Below are 11,930 nucleotides of genomic sequence, written 5' to 3'. Positions count from 1 at the left end.
AATGCTCACGTGGCGTTGCCGATCTGTGCGGTGGCGTCGATCAGGAGCTTGCCGAGTACGTGTTCGTCGAACAGTGCGAAGTGTTCGGCGCGAAAGATCAGCGACAGGCTGCTGTTGACCTCGCCGCTGCTGGCGGTGCGAATCGGTGCGGCGATGCCGACGAACCCGGCGTCGAGCTCGCCGCGCGAGATCCAGTAGCCCGCGTCGACGATCTGCTGGCAGGTGCGCCAGAACTGCGTCCAGTCGGCGGCGAATTCGCCCAGCTCGGCGTTGTGCCGCTCATGCAGGCGCTTCAGCCGCGCGCGCGACATCGCGGCCACGATCACTTTCGACGAAGCGCCCTGGAACAGCGGCATGATGCGGCCGCGGCCGAAGCCCAGTTGCAGGTTCTCGGCGCCGGTTTCGTGCATCACGTTGATGATCTGCTCGTCGAACAGCGTCGAGACGAGCGCATCGCCGCCGGTGACCTGAACCAGCTTCTGGATCACGGGCTTCGCGGCGGTGAGCGTCGGGTCCGACTGCCGCATGTTGTAGTCGAGATGGATGATGCGCGGGCCCAGCGTATAGCGGCCGTTGGTGCCGACGAGCAGGCCGACGGAAGCCAGTTCCTTCACGTAGCGGTAGCACGTGGTGCGCGAAAAGCCCATGTGTTCGGCGATTTCCTCGGCGGTCATCGACGTCGCGGACGAAGAGAAAACGTCGAGGATGGACAGCATTTTGGTGAGGCTCGACATGACGTGATCCGGGATCAGGCGGCTTACGGCTATGGAACGGGAAGGACGAACGCGGCTCGGCCCGCCGGGCTGCGGCACGGCATGCGCCGCCGCGGGCGACAGGCCGTAGTCTAACGTAAGTCGTGCGGGCGGCAACCGGAACCGCATTGGCGAATGGGCGGGAAGCGGGCCGGCCGTGTGGGGTTGGATCACTTCACTGTAAATCATACGGATTCCTATTTTAAACGATGAAATCAAGCTGGATCGATGTTGCTGCCGCGCCGGTCGGTTCACGGGCGCATCGGCCGGGAAAATTCGATGAGGAGAAGCAGATGAAAGGGTGGTTCCGGATGGCGGCATGGTGCGGCTGCAGTGCCGTCGCACCGGCGTTCGCGCAATCGAGCGTGACGCTCTATGGGTCGCTGGACACGGGCGTGACCTATACGAGCGGCGTGGCGTCCGCTCCGCGTGGCGGGCGTCAGCTCGCGTTGCAGGCCGGTGTGTCGCGCAACGACGTGTGGGGCCTGACGGGCAGGGAGGATCTCGGCGGCGCCAACTTCGCGGTGTTCCGGCTGGAGAGCCAGTTCCAGACGTCGGACGGCGCGCTGACCGTACCGGACTCCGCGTTCAGTTCACAAGCGTACGTCGGGCTCGGCGGTGACTGGGGGACCGTGACGCTCGGGCGCCAGTTCGATTTCGTCGGCGATCTGCTGCCGGCCTTCGCGATTGGCGCAAACACGCCGGCCGGCCTGCTCGCGTGGGGCTTGCCGACGAACGTGTCGGCGGGCGGTGCGCTCGACAACCGCGTGTGGGGCGTCCAGGTGAACAATGCGGTGAAGTACGTGAGCCCGACATTCGGCGGGGTCGCGTTCGGCGGCATGTGGGGATTCGGCAACGTGCCCGGCACGGTCGCACGCAGCAGCGTGCAAAGCGCGATGCTGTCCTACACGCAAGGCGCGTTCAGCGCCGCGCTCGCGTATTTCGGCCAGCATGACGTGACCGCCGGCGGCAATCTGCGCAACTTTTCGGGCGGTGCCGGCTACAACGTCGGGCCGTTTCGTGTCTTCGGCATGGTGTCGGACGTCCGGATCAGCGCCGCCGCGCCGTTGCGGGCCACCACCTATGACACCGGGTTGACCTATGCCGTCACGCCGTCGTTGCAGCTGGGCGGCGGTTTCCAGTACCAGCAGCGCGGCGGCGACATCGGCTCGGCCAACCAGGTCACGTTGAGCGCCGACTATTCGCTGTCGAAACGTACCGGCCTTTACGCGGTATTCGCACGCGGGCACGACAGCGCGTATGGCGCGCAGGTCGAAGCGGTGCTCGGCGGGGCGGCGTCCGGCTCGACGCAGACCGCTGTTCGGCTCGGGCTGCGGCATCAGTTCTGACGACGCGGGAACACACGGGCTCGCGCGTGCGCCACGCGCGAGCCCGTGTTTTTCCGCCGGATTCAGAAACGATGCATCATCCCGACGCGCAACGCCAGCTGGTTGCGGCCCGACGACTGCCCGGCCGTGCCCAGCACGTGCGCGTAGTCGAAGTCGGTGCCGGTGTTGCCGGTCGCATGCTGGTACGCGCCCTGGATGTACGTCGAGGTCCGCTTGCTGAGATCGTAGTCGAGCATCATCGACAGCTGGTGCCAGCTCGGCGACGCATCGCCCGCCGCCGTCGCGACATGCGCATGCGTGTAGGTATAGGCGGCGCCGAGCCAGAGATCCGGCCGGAAGAAATACTGGCCGTTGACCTCGAAGTTGTCGAATTTCCACGCGTTCTGCGAGCCTGCCGCCGGCTGGTTCGTGAAGTAGAGATTCGACTCGGGGTTGGTCACGTCGACGTGAGAATACGCGGCGGACAGCGTCAGCTTGTCGCTGAACTTGTACGATGCGCCGGCATCGATGTTCTGCTGCGAGCGGCCGCTGAAGACCGTGTCGTCGCTCGACAATGCGCCGCCCGCGGTTGCGCCGCCGTTGTTGGCCTTCAGGTACGCGACGGCGGCGGAAAATGCGCCGGCCTGGTACTGCACGGCGGCGCTGTAAACGCGGTTTCGCGCGAAGCCACCCGCCTGATTCGCGAGCCCGTAGAGCACTTCGCCCTTGAAGCCGCCATACGTGGGCGACACGTACTTGACGCTGTTCTGGATGCGGTAGTCCCAGTCGGCGTTGTCGTTGTCGTACGGGTGGGCGCCGAAGTCGCCGAGCCAGTTGCCGGTGGCCGTGAAAGGACTCCACATGTCGAGCGTGGGGTCGTACTGGCGGCCGAACGTGAGCGTGCCGAACCGGTCGGAATCAAGCCCGACGTAGGCCTGCCTGCCGAACATCCGCGACGTCACGCCGAGCGCGCCGGTGCTCGCGTTGAAGCCGTTCTCGAGCTGGAACAGCGCTCTCAGCCCGCCGCCGAGGTCCTCGGTGCCTTTCAGCCCCCAGTTGCTGCCCACGGTATCGCCGCTGACCATCTGGTAAGCCTTGCTGCCGCCCGCGTTGCTCGTGAAATTGACGCCTTCGTCGATCAGGCCGTATAGCGTCACGGTGCTTTGCGCATGGGCCGTCAGGCCGAATCCCATGGCGCTCGCGGCCGATACGGCCGCCATCATCTTCTTCATCGTCGATCTCCAGGTGGGGACGGCCCACGCGGCGCGGTTTCCGACGGCATGCGGCGGCACCGGACACGTGTGGCAAGTCCGCTTGTCGTTAGTAAAACGAAATATAAAATGCGAAGAAGATCGGCCCGCCGCGATCGCGGCGGACCGAATGACGAACCTCGCCGGGCGCGAGGTTCCGCGTGGCGGCGGCGTTACAGCATCCGCCGCAGCACGTCGTTTTCCGGATTGCGATCGAAGAACCGGTGTTTCAGCGCGCCGAGTACATGCAGCACGATGAGTGCGAGCAACGTGTAGGCGAGCGTCCGGTGCAGCCACTGAAACGCCTCGAACCAGTGGTCGTTCTTCGGCAGCAGCTCGGGTACGCGGAAAAAGAAGAACGGCACGCCGTCGCTCTGCGTAAACGTGCTGGACATCGAGTAACCCATCAGCGGCACGATAATCGCGAGCGCGTACAGCAGGTAGTGGCCGATCTTGGCAAGCTTGCGGTCGAGCGTCGGCAGCGTGGAAGGCAGCGGCGGCAACGGCTTCATCGAACGAATCGCCAGTTGCGTGACGACCACCAGCAGCGTGAGCACGCCGAATTCCTTGTGGGTCGGGTAATACCAGTCGAACTTGGCCGGCAGGTTGTCGTCGAGCCGGACCATCGTCCAGCCGGTCCAGAGCTGCGCGCCGATCAGGACCGCCCTGACCCAGTGCAGCAGCCGAAGCGCGAGCGGGTATTTCTCCGCGGGGAATGCAATGGCCTGGTTGTCCATTTGACTTGTCTTCCTTTGAAACGACATTGCGACAGGCGGGATGCCGATCGTCGACTTCGACGTCCCGTGGCGATCTTCGTCGAACCGAGGCCGGATGGCGATGCGCACGAACCTTCGACGAAAAGTCCGTGCGCCGGGCTGCTTCCTGCGGTCAGGCGATCGCCCGCGAATCCGCGCAGCATTCCTGCAATGCCTCGCGCAGCGTCACGGCCATGAAGTCGGCTTCGCCTTGCTGCAACGTCAGCGGCGGCGACATCACCACCTTGTTGGCGATCGCCCGCACCAGCACGCCGCGCCGGCGCGCGGCATCGGCCACGCGGGCGGCGAACCCCAGGCCCGGATCGAGCGGCGTGCGGCTGGCCTTGTCGGTCACCAGGTCGAGCGCCAGCATCAGCCCCTTGCCGCGCACGTCGCCGACGGTCTCGAAGTCGGCCTTCAGCGGCAGCAATTGCTCGAGCAGCCGCTGGCCCACCCGCGCCGCGTTGCCCGGCAGATCCTCGGCCTCGACGATGTCGAGCACGGCGAGCGACGCGGCGCAGGCGAGCGGATGCCCGCTGTACGTATAGCCGTGCATGACCACGTGCGAGAAACCCGCGCCATGTTCGATCGCGTCGGCGATCCGCCCGTTGTACAGCGTCGCGCCGAGCGGCACGTAGCCGGCGGAAATGCCCTTGGCGACGCACAGGATGTCGGCGGCGACGCCCCAGCCGCGGCTGCCGAGCAGGCTGCCGGTGCGGCCGAAGCCGGTGACCACCTCGTCCGCGATCAGCAGGATGCCGTTGCGGTCGCATACGGCGCGCACGCGCGCCCAGTAATCGGCCGGCGGGACGATCAGGCCGCCGGCGCCCTGCACCGGTTCGGCGACGAACGCGGCGATGGTCTGCGGGCCGTGGAACGCGATCGTTTCCTCGAGCTGCCGGATGCAGTGCTCGACGAGTTGGTGCGGGTCGTCGCAGTTCCACGGATTGCGATAGAGCCACGGCGTGTCGAGCAGCACGCAGCCGGGCAGCAGCGGGCCGTGATTGTAATGGTAGACGCCGTTGCCGCCGATCGACGTGCCGCCCATGTGCACGCCGTGATAGCCGTTGCGCAGCGACAGGAATTTCGTGCGCGACGGCTCGCCCGCGGCGACCCAGTACTGGCGCGCCATCTTGAGCGCGGTCTCGATCGCGTCGGACCCGCCGCTGCCGAACATCACCCGTTGCATGTCTTCCTGCGCGAACATCGCGCACAGGCGGTCGGCCAGATCGTAGACGCGCGGATGGGCGACGCCGTCGAAGGTCTGGTAGTACGACAGCTCGTCCATCTGCCGGGCGATCGCACTTTTCACTTCCGGCCGGTTGTGGCCGACGTTGACGTTCCACAGGCCGCCCACCCCGTCGAGCATGCGGTGGCCGTCGACGTCGTACACGTAGTTGCCGTCGCCGCGCTCGATGATCACGGTGGGGGTCGTATGTCCGGCGGCCGCCGAGCTCATCGGATGCCAGAATCGTTTTTGACGCTTTTGATAGTCCATGGTGTCTCTCGTCTCTCTTGCGAAGTGCTTGAACAGGTTGCGGCGCGGTGCGCGCCGCGGGATCACAGGGCTGCGGTGACGATCTTTTCCTCGAGGTACGAATCGAGCGCGGCCTTCGACAGGTCGCGCCCGATCCCGCTTTGCTTGGTGCCGCCCCACGGCAGGCGTGCGTCGATCGGACTCCACGCATTGATCGCGACCGCGCCGACGTCGAGCCGCTCGGCGACGCGGTGCGCGGTGCCGACGTCCTGCGTCCACACGGAAGCGGACAGGCCGAACGGCGTGTCGTTGGCGATGCGAACGGCGTCGTCCTCGGTCTCGAACGGCATCACCATGCCGACCGGGCCGAACACTTCGTCGCGGGCGATCCGCATGCCCGGATGGACGCCGCCCAGGATCGTGGGGCGCATGAAGCAGCCGCGCGGCGGCACCTGTTCGTCGCCGGCGAGCATGACCGCTCCTTCGGCGAGCGCGCCGTCGACGAGCGCACGCACGCGCGCGAGGTGACGCGGGTTGATCAGCGCGCCCATCTGCACGCCGGGCTCCGATGGCGGACCGATGCGCATCGCCCGGGCCGCGTCGGCAAGCCGTTCCTCGAGTGCCTGGGCGATCGAGCGGTGCGCGAGCACGCGCGAGCCGGCGGCGCACGTCTGTCCCTGGTTCGCGAACATGCCGGCCATCAGCGACGGAATCGCACGGTCGAGATCGGCATCCGCGAAGACGATCTGCGCGGCCTTGCCGCCCAGTTCGAGCGTGACGCGCTTGAAGGTCTTGGCAGCCACGCCCGCGATCGCGCGGCCGACTTCGGTGCTGCCGGTGAAGCTGATCTTGTTCACGAGCGGGTGCGCGACCAGCGCGGCGCCGACTTCCGCGCCCACGCCGTGGACGATGTTGACGACCCCGGCGGGAAGGCCGGCTTCGCAGACGAGCTCACCGAGCCGGGTGATCGCCAGCGGCGTGTCTTCCGACGGCTTGACGACCACCGGGCAGCCGGCCGCCAGCGCCGGCGCGAGCTTCCACACCGCGATCATCAACGGCGCGTTCCACGGGATGATCTGGCCGGCGACGCCCACCGGCGCACGCCGTGTGTAGCTGAGCGTCGGGCAGCCCATGAAGCCGTCGGTCGGAATCGTGCGACCCTCGAGCTTGTCGGCCCAGCCGGCGAAGTAGCGCAGCGTGTCGATGCACATCGGGAGGTCCATCATGCGCATCTCGGCAAGCGGACGTCCCTGTTCGACGGCCAGCAATTCCGTCAGCGCGTTGCCGTCGCGCTCGACCAGGTCCGCCAGCCGAAGCAGCCAGCGCGCGCGGGCCGGGCCGCCGGCGCGGGCCCAGGCGTCGTCGTGCAGCGCGGCGTGCGCGGCGCGCACCGCGCGATCGACGTCTTCGGCGGTCGATGCGGGCACGGCGGCCACGTAGTCGCCGGTCGCCGGCGCCAGTTTTTCGAAGGTGCGGCCGGCCGCTGCGTCGCAATGCCTGCCGCCGATCAGATTCTGAATTTTCATCATGGTGTCCGTGTTTCCCAGGGGCGAATCGTCGGGCCGAACGGTGCGGCGGCGAGGGCGGCCGCCACCGTGCTGCTTCGACGTCGCATTCACTGTATGTCGATGAAATCGGGAGCCTTGTCCGCTATCGGCAATCGTTGCCGCGCGATCGGGCTAGGGAATACCCGTGCCGGCGCGACGCATCGCGGGGCGCGTCGGCAACAGGAGATGCTCGGGGAAGGCGCAACGAGAAGACGGTGCGGCGCGGCACCGTCCGGGCGGCGGCTACTGGGCGGCGCGCCCGAGTTCGCGATACAGGTCGGGGTCGCTGCGCTTCAACCGCAGCGCGGCGCGGATGCCGAGCGCGCCGACGGCGACGAGGAAATACGGAAACATCGCGACGAAGGTCGAATCCGATCCGCTCAGCACGGACAGGTTGCGCACGACCAGCACGAGACACGCGCCGAGCGCGATCACGCTGACGAGCGGCGCGATCAGGCGGTGCACGACGCCGGCGTCCCGATGGTCGCGCGCGAAGAACGCGATCACCGAGGCCGCCACCAGGATCTGCACCGCGATGATGCCGATCGTGGCCAGCGCGCTCATCCACGAGAACACGACCGCGAACGGGTCGAGGCGAAAGGCCGCCGATCCGGCGATGGCCGCGAGCGCGATCAGCGTCTGCACCTTGCCGGCGACGTCCGGGCAACGATGCACGGGGCACGTATGGCCGAGCTTGCGCCACAGTACGCGTTCGCGGCCCATCGCGTAGAAATAGCGCGTGATCGTGTTGTGGAACGACAGGATGGCCGCGAACAGGCTCGTGACGAGCAGCACGTTCATCGCGTCCGTCGCGATGCCGCCGAGCAGCCGGCCGCTGACGGCAAACCAGAGATTGGCCGGATCGCGCGCGGCCTGCGCGGCGATCGCGTGCTCGCCCCACGCCTCGACGATCGCCCACGACGACAGCGCGTAGAACGCCATGATGAGGATCACGGCCAGGTAGGTGGCGCGCGGAATCGTGCGCTTCGGGTCGCGCGCCTCCTCGGAGAAGATTGCCGTCGCCTCGAAGCCCATGTACGAGCCGAGCACGAACACGAGCGCGGTACCGAGCCCGGGCGCGAACACCATCGCGGGGCTGAACGGTTTCGCGCTGAAGCCGCCGGTGCTCGCACCGTGCACGACGATCGCGAGATCGAGCAGCATCACGATCGCGATTTCGCCGATCATCAGCATGCCGAGCAGCCGGCCGCTGAACTCGATGCGCCGTGCGCCGCAGAAGTGGACCGCGACGACGCACGCGAGCGCGAACGCCCACCACGGCACGTCGACGCCATAGTGCCGCTGGATGCTGTCGTTCAGGAAGAAGCCGAACATGCAGTAGATCGCGATCTGCACCGCGTTGTACGCGACGATCGCGACGAATGCGCCGCCCACGCCGGCAGGGCGCCCGAGCCCGTTCGCGATGTATGCGTAGAACGCGCCCGCATTGGAGATGTGCCGGCTCATCGCGGCATAGCCGATGCTGAAAATCAGGTACATCACGCCCGCCAGCACGAATACGCCGGGCACGCCGGGGCCGTTGCCGAGCGAGAACGCCGCGGGTGTCGCGCCGACCATCGCGGTGAGCGGCGCGGCCGCGGCGACGACGAAGAAGACGATGTGTGAGAGTCCGACGGCGTTCTTGCTGAGCCCCGCTTCGGACCGGGGTGACGATTCGTTCATGAGTAGTCCCGCTGGCCGGATCGTGCGTCAGGAGTCGACACCGGCATGCCTGATCGATAGCCCCGTGCCGCGCGCCGATCCTGACGAGCCGGCAAGCGATGCCGACGTTCGCCGACGCCACGGGTGTGCGCTTGGACGGCCGCTCGATGCGGTGCAGCGCATGCGAGCCGGCCGACGACAAAATTTACGGTGCCGAAAAAACGGGCGTTGTCCGTTATCGGCAATCCGCACGTGTCGGCCGGCCGGGGGATTACCCGGATGCGGCGCCGCCATGCGTCTGCCGCAGGCTCAGCTCAGGCGCGGCGTGTGCGACGGCAGCTCGTGGAAATGCTGCTGGTAGTACGCGGAGAAACGTCCGAAGTGGCAAAAGCCGAATTGCGCTGCCGCGTCGCCGATCCGTATCGTCTCGGGTGTCGTCATCAGGAAGCGGCGCACGGCGTTCAGCCGGATCGAGCGCAGATAGGCGGTCGGCGTGGTGCCGACCACGTTCTGGAAGCTGTATTGCAGCGTGCGGCGGCTGATGCGGAGGTGGTGACAGAGATCGAGGACCGTCGGTACGTCGTCGGATTCCAGCGCGATTTCCTGGCTGCGGCGCACGATGTAGCTCTGCGTCGATGCCGACGGCAGCGCACCCGCATCCGGGTCGTCGGACTGTACGAGATCGAGCAGGATGCCGACCACACTGTGCGCGAGCACACGTTCGTCGAACGCATCGCGTGCGGTGAGCGAACCGCTGTCGAGCGCCTGGCAAAGCACGCGCTCGAGGCCGTTCAGTGCATTGCCGTAGCGTGCGGGCGAGATCGGCAGCACCGGCTGCTTCAGGATGCGGGCGGGGAGGTTCGCGAGTTCGTCCAGCTCGCGGTCGGCCGTGAGCGTGCGGTCGATCGTGAACGCGAGCACCTCGGTGTCGCACGGCAGATGGGCGACGAACTCCTCGCCGCCGCGCAGGGTCAGCAGGCTCGGACACTCGACGGCGCGCCCCTGGACCACGGGCGCGACCGCACTGGCGATCGGCAGCGCGAAGCAGAGCCGGTTGCGCGGCGCGAGGCCGTGCTGCATCACGCGCTGGTTGATGCGTTCGCGAAAGACGTGAAAACGCTGGCCCGCGACCTGGCGCAGCGTGGTCGTGGCGGTGCCCGGACTGATCTGGTCGTAGTGCTGCGACCAGTTCACGATCGCCTGGGAATGGAGGAACACATCCGAGAAGCACAGTGTTTCAGCGCGCAGGTTCATGGCGTGGCGAATGCATCCCGTTTCAAATTCGATCCCGGCCGAAGCCGGCTCATGCTGCCCGGGTGCGGGCAGCGCGGCTCGTCCCGCAGACGATCATATCCAGAAAAAAACACCGGGTGACCCGATCGAAAACCCGTTGACCCTCGTCGAGCGAGCACGTCGCGGAGGGCGACGGAGCGTAACCGAACCGAAAGAAATGCGGGGGTGCCGGACAATATCGACAAGCGACCGTCGTTGGTGATCAGGTTTTTTAAAATCTCATTATAAGGGATTGTATTTATTTATAAGGTCGGGTTTGCACATGGTGTTGCGCGAGGTCTTGCAACGAGGGGAAAGCGGCCAATAAGATCGGAATATGTTGCTTTTTTCTTACAAAACTGACGACTGCGGATTTGGCGACGTGGTGCCTAACGGGTCAGCGCCCTCTCTCGTGTTAACTACCAATAAATCCCGAAATACGGGATTAGTATAATTGTCTCGCTACGCCTCGCTTGCTCGTGACGCATGTCCACATACCGGGAGCGGTCCATGTCCGAGTCACCCCCTGCCGTCTTGTATCGTCGGATCGCGCTGCGCGTGATTCCGTTTCTGTTCGTCTGTTACGTGATCAACTTCGTCGATCGCGTCAACATCGGGTTCGCCAAGCTGCAGTTCCTGCAGGATCTCGGCTTGAGCGAAGCCGTATTCGGCTCCGCGACGGCCATCTTCTTCATCAGTTACGCCGCATTCGAGGTGCCGAGCAATCTGGTGCTGTCGCGCATCGGCGCGAGCCGCACGCTCATGCGAATCATGGTGCTGTGGGGCCTCTGCACGGTGGCGCAGATGTTCGTGACCGGGAGCGTGTCGCTGTACGTGGTGCGCTTTCTGCTCGGCGCCGCCGAGGCCGGCTTCTTTCCGGGCCTGATCCTGTACCTGTCGTACTGGTTTCCGGATACGGTGCGCGCCCGTGTCAACAGCGTGCTGCTGCTCGCCGTTCCTGTAGCCGGGATGATCGGCGGACCGCTGTCCGGCTGGATCATGGCGCACCTGCAGGACACGATGGGGTTGCGCGGATGGCAATGGCTGTTCCTGATCGAGGGATTGCCGGCCATCGCGCTCGGGCTGGTCGCGCCGCGGATGCTGAGCGACCGGCCGGAGCAGGCGGCATGGCTGTCGCCGCCGGAGCGGCAGGCGCTCTTGCGCGATCTGGACGCGGAGCGGGCCTCGGCCGTGGTCGGCCATGGCCGGGTGGGCGTGCTCGACATCGTTCGCAACGGTCGGGTGCTGGGCCTTGCTGCGATCTATTTCTGCGTCTACGTCGGCATGGGTACGGTGACGTTCTGGTCGCCCACGGTGCTGAAGGCGGCCGGGGTGTCGAGTATCTCGGGAATCGGTTGGTTGTCCGGACTGATTTCCGTGTTCACGATGATCGGCAACGTGGCGATCGCATGGAGTTCCGACCGATACGGCGAGCGCCGGTGGCATGCGGTGGTGTGCATGCTCGTCACCGCCTGCAGTCTGCTGCTCCTGCGCTTCTCGGTCGGTCACGTATGGATCACCGTGGCCTTGCTTGCGATCGCGCAGCTGTGCGCGTTCACCGTGCCGATCGTGTTCTGGACGATTCCGGCTGCGCAACTGACCGGCCGGGCGGCGGCGGCGGGCATCGCGGTGATCAGCATGCTGGGTTCGCTCGGCGGCGCGTTCAGTTCGTGGCTGGTCGGCGTCCTGTTTGCGCGGACCGGCGCGCCGTATGCCGGGTTCGGGGTGGTCGCGGGGCTGCTGGTGGTCGGCGCGGTGCTGGTGACGAGCCTGGTGCCGCGCACGCTGCCGGCGCGCCGCACGGCCAGCGAACGGGCCGCGTTGCAGGGCGTTGAATAGCGCATTGCCGGCGCCCGTGCTCGCCAACGCGTGCCGGCGCCGGCACGC

The 11,930-nt window shown here is 66.6% G+C and carries 9 protein-coding genes; 2 read left to right on the top strand and 7 right to left on the bottom strand.

What is annotated here, in order from left to right:
* Positions 1-5 precede the first annotated feature (5 nt).
* The gene (locus BLS50_RS32160) at positions 6-941 is read right to left on the bottom strand and encodes an IclR family transcriptional regulator (RefSeq protein WP_256334275.1); all 936 of its coding nucleotides are present in this window, start codon (positions 939-941) and stop codon (positions 6-8) included.
* Between the two features lie 104 nt (positions 942-1,045).
* Here BLS50_RS32160 and BLS50_RS32155 point away from each other — a divergent pair, with 104 nt between their 5' ends.
* Positions 1,046-2,101 (top strand): porin, encoded by a 1,056-nt coding sequence (locus BLS50_RS32155; protein WP_074807668.1) that lies wholly within the window; start codon positions 1,046-1,048, stop codon positions 2,099-2,101.
* Between the two features lie 62 nt (positions 2,102-2,163).
* Here BLS50_RS32155 and BLS50_RS32150 read toward each other — a convergent pair whose 3' ends face one another.
* From BLS50_RS32150 to BLS50_RS32125, 6 genes are all read right to left on the bottom strand, one after another.
* Complete coding sequence (locus BLS50_RS32150) at positions 2,164-3,312, bottom strand: porin (RefSeq protein WP_053524767.1); 1,149 nt, start codon at positions 3,310-3,312, stop codon at positions 2,164-2,166.
* A 191-nt stretch (positions 3,313-3,503) separates the two neighbouring features.
* Entirely contained in the window at positions 3,504-4,067 is a 564-nt protein-coding gene (locus BLS50_RS32145; RefSeq protein ID WP_027810447.1) for a cytochrome b, read from the bottom strand.
* Positions 4,068-4,218: 151 nt separating this feature from the next.
* On the bottom strand, positions 4,219-5,583 hold the full coding sequence (locus BLS50_RS32140; protein WP_074807665.1) for an aspartate aminotransferase family protein: 1,365 nt from the start codon (positions 5,581-5,583) through the stop codon (positions 4,219-4,221).
* 62 nt (positions 5,584-5,645) lie between these two features.
* Positions 5,646-7,091, bottom strand: coding sequence for an aldehyde dehydrogenase family protein (locus BLS50_RS32135; protein WP_074807662.1), 1,446 nt, complete (start codon positions 7,089-7,091; stop codon positions 5,646-5,648).
* 261 nt (positions 7,092-7,352) lie between these two features.
* Positions 7,353-8,792 carry an APC family permease gene (locus BLS50_RS32130; protein WP_074807659.1) on the bottom strand — a complete coding sequence of 480 codons (1,440 nt, stop codon included), beginning with the start codon at positions 8,790-8,792 and terminating at the stop codon, positions 7,353-7,355.
* A gap of 288 nt (positions 8,793-9,080) precedes the next feature.
* Complete coding sequence (locus BLS50_RS32125) at positions 9,081-10,025, bottom strand: helix-turn-helix domain-containing protein (RefSeq protein WP_011549871.1); 945 nt, start codon at positions 10,023-10,025, stop codon at positions 9,081-9,083.
* Positions 10,026-10,553: 528 nt separating this feature from the next.
* Between BLS50_RS32125 and BLS50_RS32120 the strand changes: the two genes are divergently transcribed.
* A complete protein-coding gene (locus BLS50_RS32120) occupies positions 10,554-11,882 on the top strand; it encodes an MFS transporter (protein WP_027809137.1) in 1,329 nt (442 codons plus the stop codon).
* The last annotated feature ends 48 nt before the right edge of the window (positions 11,883-11,930 follow it).

This window comes from Burkholderia orbicola (assembly GCF_900100915.1).
Taxonomy (GTDB): Bacteria; Pseudomonadota; Gammaproteobacteria; order Burkholderiales; family Burkholderiaceae; genus Burkholderia; species Burkholderia orbicola.
This window is presented reverse-complemented; position numbering and strand designations above follow the sequence as displayed.

Coding starts and splice junctions, on each gene's coding strand:
- BLS50_RS32130 (WP_074807659.1), bottom strand. CDS start 8,792: ATGAACGAATCGTCACCCCGGTCCGAAGCGGGGCTCAGCAAGAACGCC.
- BLS50_RS32160 (WP_256334275.1), bottom strand. CDS start 941: ATGATTTACAGTGAAGTGATCCAACCCCACACGGCCGGCCCGCTTCCC.
- BLS50_RS32150 (WP_053524767.1), bottom strand. CDS start 3,312: ATGAAGAAGATGATGGCGGCCGTATCGGCCGCGAGCGCCATGGGATTC.
- BLS50_RS32155 (WP_074807668.1), top strand. CDS start 1,046: ATGAAAGGGTGGTTCCGGATGGCGGCATGGTGCGGCTGCAGTGCCGTC.
- BLS50_RS32125 (WP_011549871.1), bottom strand. CDS start 10,025: ATGAACCTGCGCGCTGAAACACTGTGCTTCTCGGATGTGTTCCTCCAT.
- BLS50_RS32135 (WP_074807662.1), bottom strand. CDS start 7,091: ATGATGAAAATTCAGAATCTGATCGGCGGCAGGCATTGCGACGCAGCG.
- BLS50_RS32120 (WP_027809137.1), top strand. CDS start 10,554: ATGTCCGAGTCACCCCCTGCCGTCTTGTATCGTCGGATCGCGCTGCGC.
- BLS50_RS32140 (WP_074807665.1), bottom strand. CDS start 5,583: ATGGACTATCAAAAGCGTCAAAAACGATTCTGGCATCCGATGAGCTCG.
- BLS50_RS32145 (WP_027810447.1), bottom strand. CDS start 4,067: ATGGACAACCAGGCCATTGCATTCCCCGCGGAGAAATACCCGCTCGCG.